Below are 21,225 nucleotides of genomic sequence, written 5' to 3' on the forward strand. Positions count from 1 at the left end.
GCCCCGGCGCACGGCGCCGAGTACCCACCCTCCGGTGCCCCGCCCGCGGTCGACGACGAGGACCGGTCCCGGCCCCAGGTGCGTGCGGACGCGGGACCGGACCGGACCGGCGCGGGGCCGGACCCCGCCCCCCGCGCCGCCGCCCGGCTCCGCACCCGTCCCGCGCCGGGGCATCGGGCCCGGATCGAGGGGCTGTTGCTCGGGCTCGCCTCCGGGGACGCCGCCGGGTGGCCGGCCGCGCGGCACCGGGCCACCCGGATGCCCGAGTGGACCCGGCGCCTCACCCGGGAGCTCGACACCTTCGCCGAGCAGAACGCCACGACCACGCTGCCCGTTCCGATCGCGCTCAACCAGCCGCCCGAACCCCTGCGGCTCGGGCCCTCCGACGACGCCGAATGGGCGGCGTTCGCCGCCGGGACGGTGCTCGCCTCGGCGGCCGGTCCGCTGCACGGGATGTCCCCCGAACGCCGCATGCGGGCCGCCATCGACGCCGCCTGGAACGCGCTGGCGGCCGAGGTCGCCGCGGCCTCCGCCCGCGCCCCCGAGGTCGAGTCCGCGGTGCTCCCCCTGCGTGCCCGGATCTCGGTGCGGGCCGGGCTCGGCAACCTGGCCGCCGGGCTGCGCCCGCCCGCCACCGGGCACGACAACCCGCACTACTTCGACGACGCGGCCTGCGTACGGGCCGCCGTGCTCGCCGTCGCCCACCCCGCCGACCCCGCCGCGGCCGCCGACCTCGCGGAGTTCGACGCCCGCTACACCCAGGACGGTGACGGTGTGCACGGCGCACGGGCGATGGCGGCCGCGATCGCCGAGGCGCTGGGCGGCGCGGACGTGGACACCGCGGTGAACGCCGCGCTCGCCCAGCTCCCCGACGGCACGGAGATCGCCCGCAACGCCGCCCACGCCGTCCGGATCGCCCGCGACTTCGTCGGTGAGGCGGCGGGTGCGTTCGCCCTCGTCCCGGTGCTGGAGCATCAGATCGTCGACCACGTCTACAGCTACGGGATCGCCGCCGCCGAGACCGTCCCGGTCGCCCTCGCGCTGGCTACGGCGGCGCGCGGGCAGATCGCCCAGGCCGTTCCCGCGGCGGCGTGCCTGTCCCGGGTGGCCGACTCGGCGCCCGCCCTGGCCGGTGCGCTGACCGGTGCGCTCGGCGGCGGAGGCGCCGTCCCGAACGGCTGGCGCGAGGCCTGCCGCACCCTGGCCGGGTGCGCGCTCCCCCGTCTCGCGGGGACCGATCTCATCGAACTCGCCGGGCTGCTGGCAGACACGGAACCGAAGCCCCCGGGTGGACAATTCGGACATGACATTCACAGCGCCCCTGCGCTCCGAGGCGAGGACCACGGCACTCGCGCTCGATGAACGGATCACCGGAGCACTCGTCGGCGCGGCGGTCGGCGACGCGCTCGGCGGTCCGGTCGAGGGCCGGTCCCCCGAGCAGATCACGGCCCGCCACGGCGGGCGGATCAGCGGCATCGTCGGCCCGTGGGACGGCGACGACTGGCGCACCGCCCGCCCCCTCGCCCCTTACCACAAGGGCGACGGACACGTCACCGACGACACCTTGATGACCCATGCGCTGGTACGCGTGTACGGGGCGGTGCGCGACCATCTCGACGCGTACGCGGTCGCCGGACACCTGGTGCCCGAGCTGATCTCGACCCCCCGCTGGATCCCGGAGCTGGAGGCGGACGCGCTGCCGCTCCAGCGGATCTTCCTCGCCGAGAAGTGGATCGTCGCGCGGCTGCACTACGGCCACGTCGATCCGCGCGAGGCGGGTTCCGGGAACATCGTCAACTGCGGGGCGGCGATGTACATGGCACCCGTCGGCCTGGTCAACGCCGCCCACCCGCACGCCGCCTACGCGGAGGCGCTGGACGTCGCCGGCGCCCACCAGTCCTCGTACGGCAGGGAGGCGGCCGGAGTCTTCGCCGCGGCCGTCGCCGCCGCCTGCGCCCCGGACGCGACGCCCGCCACCGTCGTCGACACCTGTCTGTCGCTCGCCAAGGACGGCACCCGGTCCGCGATCGAGGCGGTGTGCGAAGTGGCCGCCCGGTACGGCGACTTCGAGTCGGCGCTGACCCCGCTGCGTACCGCCGTCGCCCCCTTCGACACCGTCGGCCCCGACTACCGCTCCCCCTCGCTCGGCGCCCGCCGGCCGTCCCGGCTGCACGCCATCGAGGAACTCCCGATCGCGCTCGGCATGCTGCTCGTCGCGGACGGCGACTACCGGCACACGGTCCTCGGCTCGGTCAACTACGGCCGGGACTGCGACTCGATCGCCACCATGAGCGGCGCGATCGCGGGCGCGCTCCACGGCGAGCGGCCGATCCCCGCCACCTGGGTGAAAACAGTCGGCGAGGCAAGCCGGCTCGATCTGCACGCCCCCGCGCGGACGCTGGCGGACGTCGCCCGCGAGGTGTTCGCACGGGACACGGCCCGGCGCCGCGCGCACGAGTCGGCGTTCACCGCACTGGCGGGCACGCCATGACGGTACGGGTGACCTGGGTGCAGCCCGAGGACCTGGTCGGGCACGAGCTGCGCCAGGCGGCCGAGGACGGCCGGGACGCGCGGGCGATCGCGCGCCGGTGGTACGAGGCGGGCGGCGCCCCCGCACCGGAGCGCGCGGGCGCGTCGACCGCTCCGGCACCCGAGCTGCGCGCCCTCGCCGAACGGCTGCTGGACGAACTCGCCCTGCTGGACTCGCCGTTGGACGGCGACGAGCCGACGGACCTGGCCGCGATCCGGGCCGCCTGCCCCGACTGGCCCGCCCCCCGCACGGACCCGCCCGCGGTGAGCCACGACCGGCTGCACGCCGCCTGGCTGGGCCGGGCCGCCGGCTGCCTGCTCGGCAAGCCCGTCGAGAAACTTCCGCTGGCCGGCATCCGCGCACTGGCCCGCGCCACCGGGAACTGGCCTCTCACCACCTGGTTCACCGCCAAGGGGCTGCCCGCCGAACTGGCCGCCACCTACCCCTGGAACCGCCGCTCCGCGTCCACCTCCCTGGCCGAGAACATCGACGGGATGCCGGAGGACGACGACCTCAACCACCCTCTGCTCACACTGCTGTTGCTCCAGCGGCACGGCCCGTCCTTCACCACCGCAGACCTCGCCCGGCTCTGGCTCGACGAGCTTCCGGCCGGCCGGACGTTCACCGCCGAGCGGATCGCGTACCGCAATCTGCTCGACGGCATCGAGCCCCCGCACACCGCCAGGTACCGCAACCCGTTCCGGGAGTGGATCGGTGCGCAGATCCGGGCCGACGTGCATGGCTGGACGCATCCCGGTGACCCGTCGGCCGCGGCGGAGCAGGCGCATCGGGACGCCGTCCTCACCCATACCGCCAACGGGGTGTACGGGGCGATGTTCACCGCCGCGGCGCTCGCCGAGGCGGCCGGCGGCGAGATGGGTGTGCACGGCTGCCTGGCGGCCGGGCTGCGCGTCGTACCGCCGCGTTCCCGGTTCGCGCGCGCGGTGCGTTTCGGTGTCGCGGCGGCCCGCGGAAACGGCGATTTCGACGCCGTGGCCGACCGGCTGCACGCCGAGTACGGCGGCCACCACTGGGTCCATGTGCTGCCCAATGCCGCACTGCTCGCCGCCGCCCTGACCCACGCCGACGGCGACTTCTCCGACTCCGTCTGCCGTGCGGTGTCGGGTGGCTGGGACACCGACTCCAACGGCGCGACCGCCGGTTCACTCGCCGGCCTGCTGGCCGGCAGCCCCGGCGCGCTGCCCGACCGCTGGACCGCCCCGCTGAAGAACCGCCTGGCCACGTCCGTGCCCGGCTTCGACTCCATCGGCTTCGACGCACTCGCCGAACAGACCCACCGGCTCACCCACGAGGAGGCACTCCGCCCATGACCGGCATCGCGGTGCTCGGCAGCACCAATATGGACCTTGTCGCATACGCCGCACGGGCCCCGGAACGTGGAGAGACCGTCACCGGGCGGGAGTTCCGCACCGTGCCCGGCGGCAAGGGCGCCAACCAGGCGGTGGCCGCCGCGCGTGCGGGCGGCGAGGTGACCATGATCGGCGCGGTCGGCGACGACGCGTACGGCACCGTGCTGCGGTCCACCCTGGAGCACGCGGGCGTCGACACCGATCTGCTGCACACCGCCGAAGGCCCCAGCGGCACCGCGCACATCGTCGTGGACGACACGGGCTCCAACTCCATCGTGGTGATCCCCGGCGCCAATGGCACCGTCACCGCGCTCGGCCCCGGCGAAATGGCCGCCATCGCCGGCGCCGATCTGCTGCTCCTCCAGTTGGAGCTGCCGCTGTCCGCCGTGGCGGAGGGCGCGCGCGTGGCCCACGCCCAGGGCGTACGGACCATCCTCACCCCGTCCCCCGCGCAGCCGCTGCCCTCCGAGCTCCTCGACTGCGTCGATCTGCTGATCCCCAACGAGCACGAGGCGGCCGCGCTCACCGGCGCCTCGGATCCCCGTGCGGCGGCGCAGATCCTGCTCAGCCAGGTCCCGGCCGTCGTCCTCACACTCGGCCCGAAGGGCTGCCTGTACGCGGCCCGGGGCGGCGAACCCGTCCTCTTCCCCGCCCCCGAGGTCACCGCCGTCGACACCACCGGGGCCGGGGACACCTTCGTCGGCACGCTGGCCGTGGCGCTCGGCGAGCGGCGGCCCGTTCCCGAGTCACTGGCCTGGGCGTCGTCCGCCGCCGCGCTCTGCGTGCAGAGGCCGGGCGCCTCGACCTCCATGCCGTACCGCGGCGAGATCGACGCCGCATGAACGCGCCCGCGCAGGCACCCCTGACCGGACTGCGGGTCATCGACCTCGCCACGCTCTTCGCGGGCCCCCTCTCCGCCACCATGCTCGGCGACTTCGGTGCGGAGGTGATCAAGGTCGAGCATCCGCGCAGGCCCGATCCGTCGCGCGGGCACGGCCCGGCGAAGGACGGTGTCGGCCTGTGGTGGAAGCTGCTCGGCCGCAACAAGCGCAATCTGACCCTCGACCTGTCCAGCCCCGGCGGGCGCGACATCCTGCTCCGGCTGGCCGCCGGGACCGATGTGATCATCGAGAACTTCCGGCCCGGGACGCTGGAGCGCTGGGGCCTGGGCTGGGATGAGCTGCACGCGGTCAATCCGCGGCTGGTGCTGGCCAGGGTCACCGGCTTCGGCCAGTTCGGCCCGTACGCGCACCGCCCCGGCTTCGGCACCCTGGCCGAGGCGATGAGCGGGTTCGCCGCGATCACCGGGGAACCGGACGGACCGCCCACGCTCCCGCCGTTCGGCCTCGCCGACTCGATCGCGGCGCTGGCCACCGCATACGCCGTGATGGCCGCACTCGCCGGACGCGACAGGACCGGGGAGGGGCAGATCGTCGACATGGCGATCATCGAGCCGATCCTGACCGTGCTGGGGCCGCAGCCCGTCTGGTACGACCAGCTCGGCTACGTGCAACCGCGCACCGGCAACCGCTCCCGCAACAACGCGCCGCGCAACACGTACCGCACCTCCGACGGGCACTGGGTCGCGGTCTCCACCTCCGCCCAGTCGATCGCCGAGCGGGTGATGCGCCTGGTCGGCCGGCCCGAGCTGATCGACGAACCCTGGTTCGGCTCCGGCACCACCCGCGCCGAGCACGCCGACGAACTCGACGGGGCGGTCGGGAACTGGGTCGCCCGGCACACCCGCGAGGAGGCGGTCGCCGCCTTCGAGAAGGCGGAGGCGGCCATCGCGCCGATCCACGGCATCCAGGACGTGATGGAGGACCCGCAGTACCGGGCCCTGGGCTCCATCGCCGAGATCGACGACCCGGAGCTGGGACCGCTGAGGATGCAGAACGTCCTGTTCCGTCTCTCCGGGACACCGGGCGCGATCCGCTGGGCGGGCCGGCCGCACGGCGCGGACACCGAGGAGATCCTCACCGGGCTGGGGCTGTCGGGCCCGGAGATCGCCGCGCTGCGTGCGGAGAACGTCCTGTGACGGCGGCGGTCCCGCTCACCCTGCTCTACGTCCCCGGCGACCGGCCGGAGGTGGTGCGCAAGGCACGCGACGCGGGCGCGGACGTGGTGATCGTCGACCTGGAGGACGCGGTCCCACCGGACCGCAAGGAGTACGCGCGGTCGGCCACCGCCGAGCTCCTGTCCGAACCGGCCGCGGACCCGGCCGTGCCGATCCACGTCCGGGTCCACACCGAGGCGGACATCCTCGCCCTGGCCGGGCTGCCGGGCCTCGCCGAACTCCGGCTGCCCAAGATCACACACGCGGCGTCCGTCCATCACATCGCGGCGGTGGCACCGGGGGTCGCACTCTGTCCGCTGCTGGAATCGGCGCTCGGCATCGAGCACGCGTACACGGTCGCCGCCTCCCATCCCCAGGTGCGCTCCATCGCCCTGGGCGAGGCGGACCTCCGGGCCGATCTGGGGCTGCGGGAGGACGCCGGGCTCGACTGGTCGCGCAGCCGGGTCGTGGTCGCCGCCCGCGCGGCCGGACTCGCGCCCCCCACCCAGTCGGTGTTCACGGACGTACGGGACCTGGACGGCCTGGCCAGGTCCTGCGCGCACGGCCGGACACTGGGTTTCCTGGGCCGGTCCGCGATCCATCCCCGCCAGCTCCCGGTCATCGAGCGGGCGTTTTGCCCGACGGCACAGGAGGTCGAGGCGGCGGCGGAGATCCTGGAGGCGGCCACGGCGGACGAGGGCGCGCTCGCCCTCCCGGACGGCCGGTTCGTCGACGCGGCGGTAGTGGCCTCGGCCCGCCGCACGCTGGCGCTGGCACGGAGGGCCGGGTGACGGTGAGGTGCCGGACGGGGGACGCGGCCGCGGGCCGACACAGAGCGTGGGGGCCCCGAACCGTCCGGTTCGGGGCCCCCACGCACAAGCGCATACGGCTCAGCCGTTCTTCGCCGTCTCCGCGGTGCCGCTCTTCGCCGTCTCCGCCGCCACGGTGCCCTTCTTCTCCGGCACCTCCGCGGCGCTGTCCTCGGCCCGCTCGACGCCGCCGACCGCATCCGCATCGGCGGTCGCGTCCGCGGTCGTGTCCGCCGCGGCGGCACCGTCCTTCGCGTCCTCGGCGCCTTCGGCGTCCGCCTCGTCCTCGGCGGCGCCCGGCTCCACGATCTCCTCGCGCCCCGGCCGCACCTTCGCCGAGATCACCATGTACAGCACCGCCAGCACGAACACGATCAACGCGGTCCACACATTGAGCCGCAGGCCCAGGATGTGGTGGGCCTCGTCGACCCGCATGTACTCGATCCAGGCCCGCCCGGCGCAGTACGAGGCGACGTACAGCGCGAACGCCCGGCCGTGTCCGAGCTTGAAGCGGCGGTCCGCCCAGATCACCAGCAGGGCGACGCCGATGCACCACAGCGACTCGTACAGAAACGTCGGGTGGTACGTACCGGCGACCCGGTTGGGGCCCTCGCTGATCTTCAGCGCCCACGGCACATCGGTCGGCCTGCCGTACAGCTCCTGGTTGAACCAGTTGCCCCAGCGGCCGCAGGCCTGGGCGAGGGCGATGCCGGGAGCGAGCGCGTCGGCCCAGGCCGGCAGCGGGATGCCGCGGCGGCGGCAGCCGATCCAGGCACCGACGGCGCCGAGGGCGATCGCGCCCCAGATGCCGAGGCCGCCCTGCCAGATCTTGAAGGCGTCGACCCAGTTCTCACCGTCGCTGAAGTACAGCTGGTAGTCGGTGATCACGTGGTAGAGCCGGCCGCCGACGAGGCCGAAGGGCACGGCCCAGACGGCGATGTCGGCAACGGTGCCGGCTCTGCCGCCCCGGGCGATCCAGCGCTTGTTGCCGAACCAGACGGCGACGAAGACACCGATGATGATGCAGAACGCGTAGCCGCGGAGCGGGATCGGGCCGAGATTGATCACGCCGGTCGACGGACTGGGAATGTAGGCAAGGTCCATGGCAAGGTCGACGCTACCCTGCCGGGTGGGGCGTTCGGCAACCCACCCGGCAACGTCTGGGTAACGGGCAGGTCATCGGTTCCTCCGGCGTTTCCCCTGCCGGACCCCGGTCAGGAGCCCGACGGCGCCGGGGTGACCGCGCCGGGCTTCTTGCCCTTGTTGGCCTCGGCGACCCACTTCTTCAGGTTCGCCGCGGTGATGGGTTCGGTCCCCTTCTTCGGGAAGATCGGCTCCCCGTTGAGCAGCGCGGTCGGCGTGCCCTGGAATCCGCCTTTCTGGAACGCCGTGTTGGACTTCTTCACCCAGCTGTCGTGCTTGCCGTCGTCCACACAGCTGCGGAAGGCGGGGGTGTCGAGCCCCGGGACCTTTCCGGCGAGCTCGACCAGCTTGGCGTTGTCGGCGAAGGCGTCGTCGGACTCCGGCGGCTGGTTGCTGTAGAGGATGTCGTGGTAGGCGGGGAATTTGCCGGCGCCCTGTGCGCAGGCCGCCGCGTTGGCCGCCCGCAGCGAACCGCTGCCGCCGAGATTGCCGTCGATGATCGTGGCGAGGTGGTACTCGACCTTGATCTGTCCGCTGTTCTCCAGCTGGTGGACCGTGTCCCTGAACACGTTCTCGAACTGGGCGCAGACCGGGCAGCGGAAGTCCTCCCAGATGGTGAGCGTCGACGGGGCGTTGTCCGCGCCCACCCGGATGGCCAGGCTGTCCTTGCCGGTCGCGCCGGACGGTGCGACGACGGGACCGGCCGTCTTGCTCTTGTCGCCCTTGCCGCCCGTGTTCGCGGCGATCACGCCGACGACGGCGGCCAGTGCCAGCACACCCACCACGGCGCTGCTGACGATCAGCGTGCGCCTGCGGCGCTCGTGCGCCTTGTCGCGCTCACGCTGCTGGACGAGCCGGTCTCGCGCGGCCCTTTTTCCCTGTTCGTTCTTCTCGCTCACACCCGCAGCAACGACCCGGGGAGGCACGTGCGTGCCTCCCCGGACCAGGTCCACCCGTTCGGGTGACGCCCGATTCAGCGCTTTCGAACGCCTTCGGCGAGTTCGCCCGCCAGGGAGCGGACCGCCGCCAGGCCCGCCTCCTCGTCGGGGGCGTCGAGCATGCCCTTGACGAAGGCGGAGCCGACGATCACTCCGTCGGCGAAGCCCGCGACCTCGGCGGCCTGCCGGGCGTTGGAGACCCCGAGGCCGACGCAGACCGGGAGGGACGTGGTGGCGCGGGTGCGCCGGACCAGGTCCTGGGCCTGCTCGCCGACGGACTCACGGGTGCCGGTGACACCCATCAGTGAGGCCGCGTAGACGAAGCCGGAGCCGGCCGCGGTGATGGTGGCGAGGCGCTCGTCCTTGCTGCTCGGCGCGACGACGAAGACGGTCGCGAGACCGTGCTTGCCCGCGTGCTCGCGCCACAGCTCGGACTCCTGGACCGGCAGGTCCGGCAGGATGCACCCGGCGCCGCCGGCCTCGGCGAGCTCGGCCGTGAAGCGCTCGACGCCGTACCGGTCGATCGGGTTCCAGTACGTCATGACGAGGATCGGGACCCCGGTCGCCTCGTACGCCTCACGGACCGTGCGCATCACGTCGGCGATCTTCACACCGCCGCGCAGGGCGATGTCGTCGGCGGTCTGGATGACCGGACCGTCGAGCACCGGGTCGCTGTGCGGCAGTCCGACCTCGACGATGTCCGCGCCGCCCGCCACGACCGCCTTCACGGCGGCGATCGCGCCGTCGACGGTCGGGAAGCCGGCCGGGAGGTACGCGATGAGCGCGGCCCGGTTCTCCTCCTTCGCCCGGGCGAGGGAGGAACTCAGCAATTCGACGTTGCCGCTCATGTGGTGATCTCCTCTTCCCCGTCGGCCGCGTCGGCCTCGACGATCCCGTCGGCCCCGCCGTACAGCCCGAAGTAGCGGGCCGCCGTGTCCATGTCCTTGTCGCCGCGGCCGGACAGATTGACCACGAGCAGTCCGTCCTTGCCGAGCTCCCGGCCGACCTCCAGGGCTCCGGCCAGCGCGTGGGCGCTCTCGATGGCCGGAATGATCCCCTCGGTGCGGGAGAGGAGGCGCAGCGACTGCATGGCGGCGTCGTCGGTGACCGCGCGGTACTCGCCGCGGCCGATGTCCTTGAGGTACGCGTGCTCCGGGCCGATGCCCGGGTAGTCGAGCCCGGCCGAGATGGAGTACGGCTCGGTGATCTGGCCCTCGTTGTCCTGGAGGACATAGCTGCGCGAGCCGTGCAGGATGCCGGGCTCGCCCGCGGTCAGGGTCGCCGCGTGTTCGCCGGTCTCCACCCCGTGTCCGGCGGGCTCGCAGCCGATCAGCCGGACGTGGGCGTCCGGGATGAAGGCGTGGAAGAGCCCGATGGCGTTGGAGCCGCCGCCGACGCAGGCGATCGCGGCGTCCGGCAGCCGTCCGGTCCGCTCCAGGATCTGGCGGCGGGCCTCGACGCCGATGACGCGGTGGAAGTCGCGGACCATGGCGGGGAAGGGGTGCGGCCCCGCGACGGTGCCGAAGAGGTAGTGCGTGCGGTCCACGTTGGCGACCCAGTCGCGGAACGCCTCGTTGATGGCGTCCTTCAGGGTCCTGGAGCCGGACTTCACGGCAATGACCTCGGCGCCGAGCATCCGCATCCGCGCCACGTTCAGCGCCTGCCGCTCGGTGTCGATCTCACCCATGTAGATGGTGCATTCGAGGCCGAAGAGCGCGCAGGCGGTCGCGGTGGCGACGCCGTGCTGGCCGGCGCCGGTCTCGGCGATGACCCGTGTCTTGCCCATGCGCTTCGTGAGCAGCGCCTGGCCCAGCACATTGTTGATCTTGTGCGAGCCGGTGTGGTTCAGGTCCTCGCGCTTGAGGAAGATCCGGGCGCCGCCCGCGTGCTCGGCGAAGCGCGGGACCTCGGTCAGCGCGCTGGGGCGGCCGGTGTAGTTGACCATGAGCTCGTTGAGCTCGGCGGCGAAGGCGGGGTCGGCCTTCGCCTTGTCGTACTCGACGGCGACCTCGTCCACGGCGGCGACGAGCGCCTCCGGGATGAACTTGCCGCCGAAGGCACCGAAGTACCCCTCGGCGCTGGGGATCAGACCCTCCGGGTCCGGGATGAAGAAGTCAGATGACATCCGACGTGCTCCTCGACATTGCAATGGGTGGGTTCACCGTATGCGCCGCGAGCGGAGCGCCGCCCGACCGGTCGGGCGGTGCGGTCGTACGTACGAAAGCAGTGGTGCGGGTACGTCGGCCGGGGCTCGCTACAGCGCGGACCCCGTGCGCCATCGCATGCCGTTGACCTGGCCGGGCTCGTCGCCGATCACGTAGCGCACCCGTCGGCCGTGCACGCGCCTGGCCGGGGCGCGGCAGCCGCGATGCCAGAAGGGCGGCGCGCACCGCCTCGCCTGGGGGTGGTGGGAGACGAGCGGGCGCCGCCCGCGTGCCGACGGCACGTGCCCGTCCCGGGCCGTCGTACCGGCGGGGCGCAGGCCCGGCCGGAGACGGGACGCGGGACGGTCGGCGGACACGGTCGCGCTCAGCTCCGACCGTGGCGGAGCGCCGGGTGGGCGCCCGCGGCGACCAGGTCGGCGACGGCCGCGCGCGGGTCGCGGCCGGTGACCAGCGATTCGCCCACGAGCACCGCGTCGGCGCCCGCGTTGGCGTACGCAATCAGGTCGTGCGGACCGCGGACGCCGGACTCGGCGACCTTGACGATGTGGTTCGGGATCTCGGGAGCGACGCGCTCGAAGGTGGAGCGGTCGACCTTGAGGTCCTTCAGATTGCGCGCGTTGACACCGATGATCTTCGCTCCGGCGTCCACGGCGCGCTCCGCCTCCTCCTCGTCGTGCGCCTCGACCAGCGGCGTCAGACCGATGGACTCGGCGCGCTCGATCAGGGAGACCAGGGCCTCCTGGTCGAGGGCCGCGACGATCAGCAGGGCGAGGTCGGCGCCGTGGGCGCGGGCCTCCCAGAGCTGGTACGAGGTGACGATGAAGTCCTTGCGCAGGACCGGGATGTCGACCTTGGCACGGACGGCGTCCAGGTCGGCGAGCGAGCCGCCGAAACGGCGCTCCTCCGTGAGGACCGAGATGACGGACGCGCCGCCGGCCTCGTAGTCCGCGGCGAGCGCGGCCGGGTCGGCGATCGCGGCAAGGGCCCCCTTGGAGGGGCTTGAGCGCTTGACCTCGCAGATGACGGTCACGCCCTCGCCGCGCAGGGCGGCGACTCCGTCCTTGGCCGCCGGAGCGCGCGCCGCGCGTTCCTTCAGCTCGTCGAGGCTGACACGCGCCTGCCGCTCTGCGAGGTCGGCGCGTACGCCGTCGATGATCTCGTCGAGCACACTCACGCGAGCGGCCCCCTTCCGGGACGGTGATGAGGGAACAGGATCAGCCATGTCAATGCTATCCGCAGGAGGCCAAAGGGCCCGAATCCAGTGGGCGAATGTCCCACTACCTGGGCATTCAAGGCGCCAACGCCGAGCCGAACGGCAGATTCCGGACGACCGAGAAGACCAGCAGCACCGCGCCGATCCCCCACCAGACGGCGGGCTTCGCGGCCATGCTCATGGGTCTTCCCCGGGCGGCGCGGGCCATCCAGACCACCCAGAGGACGGCGAAGATCCCGTAGCCGGCGACGGCGAGCGCGTTGGAGCCGAGGGCGGCGGCGATGTCGCCGTGCGCGACGGCGTGCGCACTGCGCAGCCCGCCGCAGCCCGGACAGTACAGGCCGGTGAACCGGAGCAGCGGGCAGACCGGGTAGTGGCCCGGTTCGTTGGGGTCGACGGAGCCCACGTAGCCGAAGGCGCCGACGACGGCGGCCATGACGCCCACCGGGATGGCGAGCCGCCGGACGCGCGAGGCGGGGACGGGAGCCGGCGGGAAGACCGGCGGGTACGGACGGCCGGGCGTCGGCGGGGGGCCGGGGGCGGGCGGGCAGCCCGGCGCGGGCGATGCGGCGGCTGGAGTAGGCGTTGCGTCCACCCGGTGATTGTCCCCGCTGACGCGGAAAGGCGCAGCCCGGACCGGGCTGCGCCTCGCATGCGTACGGGGTACCGCGTGCGTCAGGAGATCTGGGCCTGCGCGGCAGCGGCCCTGGCACGGGCCATCTCCTCCGATTCCTTCGGCATGCCGAGACCCGCGGCCTTCATCGCGAGGCCGACGATCCCGCCGAGGAAGATGACGGCGATACCGGCCCAGAAGCCGATCGGGTTGGCCGCGACCATGAAGACGCCTGCGACGCAGAAGCCGATGAAGGAGATGATGACACCGGTCCAGGCGGCCGGGGTGTGTCCGTGGCTGCTGCCCGCCATGAGTTGCTCCTTGTTGGTGATGCGCTGTTGGTATCGCTGTACGCAAAGCTGGTGCCGCTGTTGGTGCCGCTGTGCAGAAAGCTCGGCTTCATTGTCCCGTACGTGCGGGTAGGACGTGAGCTCGGGGGTCATGCCTCGTGCGTCGGGTCCTCGCCGCGGTCCAGGGCCTTCCACAGGTCCTCGGGCCGGTCCGGGTCCGGGGCGGTCCGGGCGGCCTTGCGGGGGCGGGGGGTGCCGTCCCGTTCGTACCGCCCCGACATGGTCGGCCAGAGCTTCCCGTACCGCAGGGCGAGCAGTCCGGCGAGGAGGATCAGCAGGCCGCCGGCCGCGGTGACGTAGGGCCACGCGGTGTGGCTGAGGGCCTCGATGGTCGCCGAGGCGTCGCCGGTGGTCCGGGCGGCCTTCTCGTCGAGCGCCGTGCTGTCGGAGGCGCCGAGGTAGGCGCTCAGTCCGGCGCCGAGGCCACTGAGGGCGAGGAGCCCCGCGACGATCAGCCGCCCGCCGCTGCGGACGGCGAAGACGGCGACGAGGGCGGCCAGGCCGACGATGGCGAGGGCGGCCGGGAGGCCGGTGACGTCCTGGCCGTCGGCGGTCAGCGGCAGGGAGCCGCCACCGACGGCCGCCCGGCCCTCGGCCCACGTCTGGCCGGAGGCAAGGAGGACGACGGTGGCACCGGCCGCCCCGAGGAGCAGGCCGGCGGCCAGACTGCGGCGGCTTCCCGCGGCGTCGGACGCGGTTGCCGCTCGGGCACGGGGCTGGGGTACGGGGACAGCACTCACGTACCCCACTATCCCTTACCGCCTCACGCTCCGCGGAGCCGGTTGGCCGTATGCACCGCCCGGAGCACGGCCGCGGCCTTGTTGCGGCACTCGGTGTCCTCGGCCACCGGATCGGAGTCGGCGACGACACCCGCTCCGGCCTGGACGTACGCCGTGCCGTCGCGGAGCAGGGCGGTGCGGATCGCGATGGCGGTGTCGGAGTCCCCGGCGAAGTCGAGGTAGCCGACGCAGCCTCCGTACAGCCCGCGGCGGGTCGGTTCGAGCTCCTCGATGATCTGCATCGCACGGGGTTTGGGGGCGCCGGAGAGCGTGCCCGCGGGGAAGCACGCGGTGAGGACGTCGAAGGCGGTGCGGCCCTCGGCAACGCGGCCGGTGACGGTGGAGACGATGTGCATCACGTGCGAGTACCGCTCGATCGACATGAAGTCGACGACCTCGACGGTGCCGGGTTCGCAGACCCGTCCCAGGTCGTTGCGGCCGAGGTCCACGAGCATCAGGTGCTCGGCGCGTTCCTTGGGGTCGGCGAGGAGTTCCTCGGCGAGGGCCTGGTCCTCCTGCGGGGTGGCTCCGCGGTGCCTGGTCCCGGCGATCGGGTGGACCATGGCGCGCCCGTCCTCGACCTTGACGAGGGCTTCCGGACTGGAGCCGGCGACGTCGAAGCCGTCGAAGCGGAAGAGGTACATGTACGGCGACGGGTTGGTGGCGCGCAGCACCCGGTAGACGTCCAGCGCGCTTGCCGTGCACGGGGTCTCGAAGCGCTGGGAGGGGACGACCTGGAAGGCTTCGCCGGCCCTGATGCGTTCTTTCACGTCCTCGACGGCGTCCTGGTACGCCTCGCCGCCCCACAGCGCGCTGTACGGGGGGAGCTCGGACGGCGGGAGGACGGCGGGGGCGTTCTCGACCGGGCGCGAGAGGTCCCGCTCCATGGCGTCGAGACGGGCGACGGCGTCCGTGTACGCCTCGTCGACGCCGGTCGCGAGGTCGTTGTGGTTGATCGCGTTGGCGATCAGCAGGACGCTGCCGTCCCAGTGGTCGAGTACGGCCAGGTCCGAGGTGAGCAGCATGGTCAGCTCGGGGAGGTGGAGGTCGTCCTCCACGCTGTCGCCGATCTTCTCCAGGCGGCGCACGATGTCGTAGCCCAGGTAGCCGACCATGCCGCCGGTGAACGGGGGCAGTCCGTCGTCGACGACCAGGTCGTGCGGGGTGTGCAGGGTCTCGATGGTGGCGCGCAGGGCCCGCAGCGGGTCGCCGTCGACGGGGACGCCGACGGGCGGGGTGCCCAGCCAGTGCGCCTGCCCGTCGCGCGTGGTGAGGGTGGCGGCGCTGCGTACCCCGATGAAGGAGTAGCGCGACCAGGTGCGGCCGTTCTCCGCGGATTCGAGGAGGAAGGTCCCGGTGCGCTCGCCCGCGAGTTTGCGGTAGAGCCCGACCGGGGTGTCGCCGTCGGCGAGGAGCCGGCGGCTGACGGGGATGACGCGCCGGTCGACGGCCAGCTTGCGGAAGGTGTCGAGATCCATGGCGGCTGACCCTACTGGGCGAGCGGGAGGACGTCGGCGTCGAAGCAGGTGCGGTCGCCGGTGTGGCAGGCGGCCCCCGTCTGGTCGACCTTGACGAGAACGGTGTCGGCGTCGCAGTCGAGGGCGACGGACTTGACCTGCTGGATGTGGCCCGAGGTGTCGCCCTTGACCCAGTATTCCTGACGGCTGCGGGACCAGTAGGTGCAGCGGCCGGTGGTGAGGGTGCGGTGCAGTGCCTCGTCGTCCATCCAGCCGAGCATCAGTACCTCGCCGGTGTCGTACTGCTGGGCGATCGCCGGGACGAGGCCGTCGGCGCCGCGCTTGAGGCGGGCGGCGATGGCCGGGTCGAGGTTGCCGGACGGCGGCGGGGTGCTGGACGTGGGCGCGCTGGTCATGCGCCCATTGTGCCGTGGGCGGGGCAGCGGTCCGGTACGGCGTCCACTGGGCGGACCGCGTGCGGCGGTCGTACGCTGGCGACCATGTCGACCCATGCGAAGCGCGAACGACTTCTGCTCGCCGACCTGTTGGAGGCGGCGGGCCCGGAGGCCCCGACCCTGTGCCACGGCTGGACCACCCGGGACCTGGCGGCCCATGTGGTGGTCCGCGAGCGCCGGCCGGACGCGGCGGGAGGGGCCGTGCTGGGGGTGCTCAAGAACCGCCTCGAACGGGTGCAGGCGGAGTACACGGCGAAGCCGTACGAGGAGCTGATCCAGCTGATCCGTACCGGGCCGCCGCGGATGTCCCCGTTCGGCCTCAAGCAGATCGACGAGGCCGCCAACACCGTCGAGTTCTACGTCCACGCGGAGGATGTGCGCCGGGCCCAGCCGGACTGGTCGCGGCGCGAGCTGGACCCGGTCTTCGCCGATGTGCTGTGGTCGCGCGCCGAGAGGACGGCCCGGCTGCTGGGCCGCAAGTCCCCGGTGGGGCTGGTGCTGCGCCGCCCGGACGGCCAGACGGTGGTGGCGCACAAGGGCACCCCGGTGGTGACGGTCACCGGCGAGCCGGGCGAGCTGCTGCTCTTCGTGTTCGGGCGGCAGGACGCGGCGGCGGTGGGCCTCGACGGCGACAAGGAGGCGGTGGCCCGGCTGCATACGGCGGAGCTGGGCATGTAGGGGGCCGGCCGCGCGCACTCCCCGGGTCAGCGGGGGAGTTCCGCGCGGCGCAGCCGGGTGAAGAACAGACCGGCCGTCGCCCCCGCCGCGCACACCGCTGCGCTGGTGACGAAGACCGGGCCCGTCCCCCAGGCGGCGACGGCGGCTCCCGTGACCGGATAGCTGAGCGGGGCGATCGCGTGGGTGAAGAGCGTCGAGACGGAGGTGACCCGGCCCAGGTAGGCGGGTTCGGCGGTGGTCTGGGTCAGGGCGCCGCACAGGGAGCCGCCGAGTCCGGCGAAGAGCCCGATGCAGACGGCGACGGCGACGGCGAGGCCCACCGAGGGCGCGTAGGCCAGGGCCGCGATGGCGACCGCGCTGATCAGCACCATCAGGCACATCACCAGGCCGGCCCGCGGCACCCGGCCGCGCACGGCGAGCAGCAGGGCCGACGCACCGGCACCGATGCCGAACCCGGCGACGACCCAGCCCATGCCGGACGCCCCCCAGCCGCGCTCCCCCGCGAGCAGGATCAGGCCGAGGTTGAGCGGCCCGGTGAAGCCCAGCTCGCCGACGGCGGTGACGAGCATCAGCGGCCCGAGCACCGGGTGGCGGCGGATGTGGCGCAGCCCGTCGGCCAGTTCACGCCAGGCGCTGCCGGACGGTTCGGCGCTCTCCCGGGCGGGCAGCGGGCTGATCCGCAGGGACAGGAGCAGCGGCAGCGATACGGCGAAGAGCGCCCCGGCCGCGGCGAACGCGAGCGCCGGGCCGCCGACGGCCACCGCGACGCCGCCGAGCGGGGCTCCGACGACATTGGCGGTGCGGGCGGCGAGTCCGCGCAGCCCCTGCACGCGGGCCAGCTGCCCGGCGGCGGTGATCCGGGGCGGCAGGGCGCCGACGGCGGGCAGGAAGAGGGCGTCGACCACGCCGAAGACGAGCGCGACGGCGATCAGCATCCAGACGGCGGGCGAGGTGAGCAGCAGCGCGCCCGCCAGGCCCAGGACGACCAGGCAGCGGGCGGCGTCGCTGCCGATGACGACGCGGCGCGGTCCGATCCGGTCGGCGAGCACTCCCCCGCCGAGCATCAGCAGGGCTCGGGGTATGGAGCCGACGGCGAGCACGAGCCCGGTCTGGGAGGCGCTGCCGGTGCGGGCGGCGGCCCAGGCGAGCGCCATGTAGTAGACGCTGTCGCCGATCATCGACGCGGTGTAGGCACCGAGCCAGCGCAGGATGTTGCCGTCGCGGTGGGCGGGGCGTTCGGGAGCTTTCGCGGTCGTGCCGGTTCCGGTGTCGCTGCCGGTTCCGGTTCCGGTCTCGGTCTCGGTCTCGGTCTCGGTCTCGGTCATGAGGGTGTCCTCTCGGGGCGCCGGGTCAGGTGCGGAACGGGAATGCGTACAGGTGCAGGGCGACGTTCTCGCGCCCTTCCGTGTCTCCTGCCTCGTCCCGGGCGCGGCCGAGGTCCTCGTACCGGTTGATCAGCTGGTGCACCTCACGGCTGAGCGCGGCGAGCTCCTCGGAGGTGAGCCGGGCCAGGTACTCGGAGCCGGAGGCGGCGCTGCGCCACTCCTGTGGCCAGCTCGGGGCCGAGTCGATGTAGCGGCGGTACAGCTCGACGTGCTGGTCGAACGAGAGCCGGCCGACAGCGGCGTGCGTGGCGGCCTTCTCGGGCGCGTCACTGAAGTCCTCGGTGTGGAAGTTCACCCCCTTCGAGGCGGGCTGCCACCAGCGCTCGCGGCCGTCCTTGCCCTGCTGCTCGGCCTCCTCGATCAGGCCGTGGTCGGCGAGTTTGCGCAGGTGGTAGCTGACCAGTGAGACCGCCTCGTCGACCTGCTCGGCGAGCTGGGAGGCGGTGGCCTTCCGGGAGATGTAGAGCGCCCGGTAGAGCTTCATTCGCAGGGGGTGTCCGAACGCCTTGAGGGTCTCCAGGTCCGAGATCCGGCGCGGTTCGTTGCTTGCCATGCCCCTCACCGTAGATAGAAAAGAAAACTTGCGCAAGCTTTGTTGCGCAATAAAAGTTGCAGGATTCGGCTGCGGTGCCCGGCGGCCGGAGGGAAGAGAGACCGGAGGGAAGAGAGAGGGAACGGCTGGCCCTCGAAACGCCGATCGCCGGGCGGAGCCGAAAAATCGGCTCCGCCCGGCGATCGATGAGCGCTTGGGCGCTGTGGGTCAGCGGACCGGGTGTCCGGCCTCCCTGAGCGCGCCCTTGACCTCGGAGATCCGCAGGTCGCCGAAGTGGAAGACGGACGCGGCGAGCACCGCGTCGGCCCCCGCCGCGATGGCCGGAGCGAAGTCCGCGAGCCGGCCCGCGCCGCCGGAGGCGATGACGGGGACGGTCACGTGCTCCCGTACCGCCGTGATCATCTCGGTGTCGTAGCCGTCCTTCGTGCCGTCGGCGTCCATCGAGTTGAGCAGGATCTCGCCCGCGCCCAGCTCGGCGGCCCGGTGCGCCCACTCGACGGCGTCGATGCCGGTGCCCTTGCGGCCGCCGTGCGTGGTGACCTCGAAGGTGCCCGCGGGCGTGCGCCGGGCGTCCACGGAGAGCACCAGGACCTGGCGGCCGAAGCGCTCGGCGATCTCCCGGAGGAGGTCGGGGCGGGCGATGGCCGCGGTGTTGACGCCGACCTTGTCGGCGCCGGCCCGCAGCAGCTTGTCGACATCGTCGGCGGTGCGGACGCCGCCGCCGACCGTGAGCGGGATGAAGACCTGCTCGGCGGTGCGGCGCACCACGTCGTAGGTGGTCTCGCGGTCGCCGCTGGACGCGGTGATGTCGAGGAAGGTCAGCTCGTCGGCACCCTCGGCGTCGTACAGCTTCGCCATCTCGACGGGGTCGCCCGCGTCGCGCAGGTTCTGGAAGTTGACGCCCTTGACGACCCGGCCGTTGTCGACGTCCAGGCACGGGATGACGCGTACCGCGAGAGTCACCGCGCACCTGCCCGGTAGGCCTCGACCTCGACCTCGACGACCAGGCTCGGGTCCACGAAACCGGACACGATGATCATCGACGCGGCGGGGCGGACGTCGTCGAAGAGCTCCTTGTGGGCGCGGCCGACCTCGTCCACGTCCCGGGCGTGCGTGAGGTACATCCGGGTGCGGACGACGTCCTCGCGGCCCAGTCCGGCCTGCTTCAGCGCGTCGAAGGCAACCTTGAAGGCGGTGACGGTCTGCTCGTACGGGCCGCCCGCGGAGATCTGCCCGTTCTCCACCGACGTGCAGCCGGCGACCAGGACGAGGCCGTTCGGCAGCTGCACCGCGCGGGAGTAGCCGAACTTCTCCTCCCAGGGGGCGTCGGAGGAGATGCGGTTGACGGAGCCGGTCATCCGGAGACCACCCGCAGCGCCTCTTCGAGGGTGAACGCCTTCGCGTACAGCGCCTTGCCGACGATCGCGCCCTCGACGCCGTCCGGGACGAGCGCGGCGATGGCCCGCAGGTCGTCCAGCGAGGAGACACCGCCGGAGGCGACGACGGGCTTGTCGGTGGCGGCGCAGACGTTCTTCAGGAGTTCCAGGTTGGGGCCCTGGAGCGTGCCGTCCTTGGCGATGTCGGTGACGACGTAGCGGGCGCAGCCCTCGGAGTCGAGACGGGCGAGCGTCTCGTAGAGGTCGCCGCCGTCGCGGGTCCAGCCGCGGCCGCGCAGCGTCGTGCCGCGGACGTCGAGGCCGACGGCGATCTGGTCACCGTGTTCGGCGATGACCTTGGCTACCCACTCCGGGCTCTCCAGGGCGGCGGTGCCGAGGTTGACCCGGGTGCAGCCGGTGGCGAGGGCCGCGGCGAGCGAGGCGTCGTCGCGGATGCCGCCGGAGAGCTCGACCTTGATGTCCATGGAGCGGGCGACCTCGGCGATCCGCTCCCGGTTGTCGCCGGTGCCGAACGCGGCGTCCAGGTCGACGAGGTGCAGCCATTCGGCGCCCGCCTGCTGCCAGGCGAGGGCGGCCTGCAGGGGGTCACCGTAGGAGGTCTCGGAGCCGGACTCGCCGTGGACGAGGCGGACGGCCTGGCCGTCGCGGACGTCGACGGCGGGAAGGAGTTCAAGCTTCGGCATTACAGCGTCTCAATCCAGTTGGTCAGCAGCTGGGCGCCGGCATCGCCGGACTTCTCGGGGTGGAACTGGGTGGCCCACAGGGCGCCGTTCTCCACGGCCGCGACGAACGGCTCGCCGTGGGTGGCCCAGGTGACCCGGGGCGCGCGGATCTTGGCGTTGGTGACCTCCAGGCTCCAGTCGTGCACCGCGTAGGAGTGCACGAAGTAGAACCGGGCCTCGGGGTCGAGACCCGCGAAGAGCTGGGAGCCCTCGGGGGACCGCACGGTGTTCCAGCCCATGTGCGGGACGATCGGGGCCTTCAGCGGGGCGACGGTGCCGGGCCATTCGTCCAGCCCCTCCGACTCCACACCGTGCTCGATGCCGCGCTCGAAGAGGATCTGCATGCCGACGCAGATGCCCATGACGGGACGGCCGCCCGCCAGCCTGCGGCCGATGATCCATTCACCGCGGGCCTTCTTCAGCCCCTCCATGCAGGCGGAGAAGGCGCCGACGCCGGGGACCAGCAGCCCGTCGGCGTTCATCGCCCTCTCGTAGTCGCGGGTGATCTCGACCTCCGCGCCGACGTGGGCGAGGGCCCGCTCGGCAGAACGGACGTTGCCGAAGCCGTAGTCGAAGACGACGACCTTCTTCTTGCCGCTCTTCACCTGGTCG

The 21,225-nt window shown here is 72.9% G+C and carries 24 protein-coding genes; 7 read left to right on the plus strand and 17 right to left on the minus strand.

All coding sequences use genetic code 11. The annotated features are described in order from the left end of the window. Positions 1-183 precede the first annotated feature (183 nt). Genes ACIOMQ_RS20005 through ACIOMQ_RS20030 form a run of 6 tightly spaced genes read left to right on the plus strand, consistent with a single transcriptional unit; the run spans position 184 to position 6,747 of the window. Complete coding sequence (locus tag ACIOMQ_RS20005; protein WP_362206747.1) at positions 184-1,362, plus strand: ADP-ribosylglycohydrolase family protein; 1,179 nt, start codon at positions 184-186, stop codon at positions 1,360-1,362. Then, on the plus strand, positions 1,304-2,491 hold the full coding sequence (locus ACIOMQ_RS20010; RefSeq protein ID WP_402189695.1) for an ADP-ribosylglycohydrolase family protein: 1,188 nt from the start codon (positions 1,304-1,306) through the stop codon (positions 2,489-2,491). Before ACIOMQ_RS20005 ends, ACIOMQ_RS20010 begins: the two co-directional genes overlap by 59 nt. Continuing rightward, complete coding sequence (locus ACIOMQ_RS20015) at positions 2,488-3,861, plus strand: ADP-ribosylglycohydrolase family protein (RefSeq protein WP_402189698.1); 1,374 nt, start codon at positions 2,488-2,490, stop codon at positions 3,859-3,861. The genes ACIOMQ_RS20010 and ACIOMQ_RS20015 overlap by 4 nt, the downstream gene beginning before the upstream one ends. Next, a complete protein-coding gene (gene rbsK / locus ACIOMQ_RS20020; protein ID WP_362206666.1) occupies positions 3,858-4,742 on the plus strand; it encodes a ribokinase in 885 nt (294 codons plus the stop codon). Before ACIOMQ_RS20015 ends, rbsK begins: the two co-directional genes overlap by 4 nt. Continuing rightward, the gene (locus ACIOMQ_RS20025; protein ID WP_362206665.1) at positions 4,739-5,938 is read left to right on the plus strand and encodes a CoA transferase; all 1,200 of its coding nucleotides are present in this window, start codon (positions 4,739-4,741) and stop codon (positions 5,936-5,938) included. The genes rbsK and ACIOMQ_RS20025 overlap by 4 nt, the downstream gene beginning before the upstream one ends. Continuing rightward, positions 5,935-6,747 carry a CoA ester lyase gene (locus ACIOMQ_RS20030; RefSeq protein WP_362206664.1) on the plus strand — a complete coding sequence of 271 codons (813 nt, stop codon included), beginning with the start codon at positions 5,935-5,937 and terminating at the stop codon, positions 6,745-6,747. The genes ACIOMQ_RS20025 and ACIOMQ_RS20030 overlap by 4 nt, the downstream gene beginning before the upstream one ends. A 99-nt stretch (positions 6,748-6,846) precedes the next feature. Here the strand turns inward: ACIOMQ_RS20030 and lgt are convergent, their stop codons facing one another. The 11 genes from lgt to hisI form a co-directional block, all read right to left on the minus strand. After that, positions 6,847-7,869 (minus strand): prolipoprotein diacylglyceryl transferase, encoded by a 1,023-nt coding sequence (lgt, locus tag ACIOMQ_RS20035; protein WP_401756694.1) that lies wholly within the window; start codon positions 7,867-7,869, stop codon positions 6,847-6,849. Positions 7,870-7,979: 110 nt separating this feature from the next. Beyond that, positions 7,980-8,807: a DsbA family protein gene (locus ACIOMQ_RS20040; RefSeq protein ID WP_401986813.1), complete on the minus strand. Its 828-nt coding sequence runs from the start codon at positions 8,805-8,807 to the stop codon at positions 7,980-7,982. A gap of 74 nt (positions 8,808-8,881) precedes the next feature. Then, positions 8,882-9,694 carry a tryptophan synthase subunit alpha gene (gene trpA / locus ACIOMQ_RS20045; protein ID WP_362208519.1) on the minus strand — a complete coding sequence of 271 codons (813 nt, stop codon included), beginning with the start codon at positions 9,692-9,694 and terminating at the stop codon, positions 8,882-8,884. Next, complete coding sequence (trpB, locus tag ACIOMQ_RS20050) at positions 9,691-10,971, minus strand: tryptophan synthase subunit beta (RefSeq protein WP_362208516.1); 1,281 nt, start codon at positions 10,969-10,971, stop codon at positions 9,691-9,693. The genes trpA and trpB overlap by 4 nt, the downstream gene beginning before the upstream one ends. 129 nt (positions 10,972-11,100) lie before the next feature. After that, the gene (gene trpM / locus ACIOMQ_RS20055) at positions 11,101-11,367 is read right to left on the minus strand and encodes a tryptophan biosynthesis modulator TrpM (RefSeq protein ID WP_362208513.1); all 267 of its coding nucleotides are present in this window, start codon (positions 11,365-11,367) and stop codon (positions 11,101-11,103) included. A gap of 8 nt (positions 11,368-11,375) precedes the next feature. Beyond that, positions 11,376-12,185, minus strand: coding sequence for an indole-3-glycerol phosphate synthase TrpC (trpC, locus tag ACIOMQ_RS20060; RefSeq protein WP_362208510.1), 810 nt, complete (start codon positions 12,183-12,185; stop codon positions 11,376-11,378). 115 nt (positions 12,186-12,300) lie between these two features. Then, a complete protein-coding gene (locus tag ACIOMQ_RS20065) occupies positions 12,301-12,819 on the minus strand; it encodes a DUF2752 domain-containing protein (RefSeq protein WP_402189701.1) in 519 nt (172 codons plus the stop codon). Between the two features lie 80 nt (positions 12,820-12,899). Next, positions 12,900-13,148 (minus strand): HGxxPAAW family protein, encoded by a 249-nt coding sequence (locus ACIOMQ_RS20070; RefSeq protein ID WP_362208504.1) that lies wholly within the window; start codon positions 13,146-13,148, stop codon positions 12,900-12,902. Between the two features lie 128 nt (positions 13,149-13,276). After that, positions 13,277-13,936 (minus strand): TIGR02234 family membrane protein, encoded by a 660-nt coding sequence (locus ACIOMQ_RS20075; RefSeq protein WP_362208502.1) that lies wholly within the window; start codon positions 13,934-13,936, stop codon positions 13,277-13,279. Positions 13,937-13,950: 14 nt separating this feature from the next. After that, complete coding sequence (locus ACIOMQ_RS20080; protein ID WP_401756692.1) at positions 13,951-15,444, minus strand: anthranilate synthase component I; 1,494 nt, start codon at positions 15,442-15,444, stop codon at positions 13,951-13,953. 11 nt (positions 15,445-15,455) lie between these two features. Then, positions 15,456-15,839 carry a phosphoribosyl-AMP cyclohydrolase gene (hisI, locus tag ACIOMQ_RS20085; protein ID WP_362208495.1) on the minus strand — a complete coding sequence of 128 codons (384 nt, stop codon included), beginning with the start codon at positions 15,837-15,839 and terminating at the stop codon, positions 15,456-15,458. Between the two features lie 84 nt (positions 15,840-15,923). Here hisI and ACIOMQ_RS20090 point away from each other — a divergent pair, with 84 nt between their 5' ends. Further along, a complete protein-coding gene (locus ACIOMQ_RS20090; protein ID WP_362208493.1) occupies positions 15,924-16,556 on the plus strand; it encodes a TIGR03085 family metal-binding protein in 633 nt (210 codons plus the stop codon). A gap of 26 nt (positions 16,557-16,582) precedes the next feature. Here ACIOMQ_RS20090 and ACIOMQ_RS20095 read toward each other — a convergent pair whose 3' ends face one another. The 6 genes from ACIOMQ_RS20095 to hisH all read right to left on the minus strand — a co-directional run bounded on the left by ACIOMQ_RS20095 (position 16,583) and on the right by hisH (position 21,218). Next, positions 16,583-17,881 carry an MFS transporter gene (locus tag ACIOMQ_RS20095; protein WP_401756690.1) on the minus strand — a complete coding sequence of 433 codons (1,299 nt, stop codon included), beginning with the start codon at positions 17,879-17,881 and terminating at the stop codon, positions 16,583-16,585. 25 nt (positions 17,882-17,906) lie between these two features. After that, positions 17,907-18,494 (minus strand): helix-turn-helix domain-containing protein, encoded by a 588-nt coding sequence (locus ACIOMQ_RS20100; protein WP_362208486.1) that lies wholly within the window; start codon positions 18,492-18,494, stop codon positions 17,907-17,909. 207 nt (positions 18,495-18,701) lie between these two features. Further along, entirely contained in the window at positions 18,702-19,457 is a 756-nt protein-coding gene (gene hisF, locus ACIOMQ_RS20105) for an imidazole glycerol phosphate synthase subunit HisF (protein ID WP_362208483.1), read from the minus strand. Then, positions 19,454-19,852 (minus strand): RidA family protein, encoded by a 399-nt coding sequence (locus tag ACIOMQ_RS20110; RefSeq protein WP_362208480.1) that lies wholly within the window; start codon positions 19,850-19,852, stop codon positions 19,454-19,456. Before ACIOMQ_RS20110 ends, hisF begins: the two co-directional genes overlap by 4 nt. Next, complete coding sequence (gene priA, locus ACIOMQ_RS20115) at positions 19,849-20,574, minus strand: bifunctional 1-(5-phosphoribosyl)-5-((5-phosphoribosylamino)methylideneamino)imidazole-4-carboxamide isomerase/phosphoribosylanthranilate isomerase PriA (protein ID WP_362208477.1); 726 nt, start codon at positions 20,572-20,574, stop codon at positions 19,849-19,851. The genes ACIOMQ_RS20110 and priA overlap by 4 nt, the downstream gene beginning before the upstream one ends. Continuing rightward, positions 20,574-21,218: an imidazole glycerol phosphate synthase subunit HisH gene (gene hisH / locus ACIOMQ_RS20120; RefSeq protein WP_362208539.1), complete on the minus strand. Its 645-nt coding sequence runs from the start codon at positions 21,216-21,218 to the stop codon at positions 20,574-20,576. Before hisH ends, priA begins: the two co-directional genes overlap by 1 nt. Between the last annotated feature and the right edge of the window lie 7 nt (positions 21,219-21,225).

Source organism: Streptomyces sp. NPDC087845, assembly GCF_044742755.1.
GTDB lineage: Bacteria > Actinomycetota > Actinomycetes > Streptomycetales > Streptomycetaceae > Streptomyces.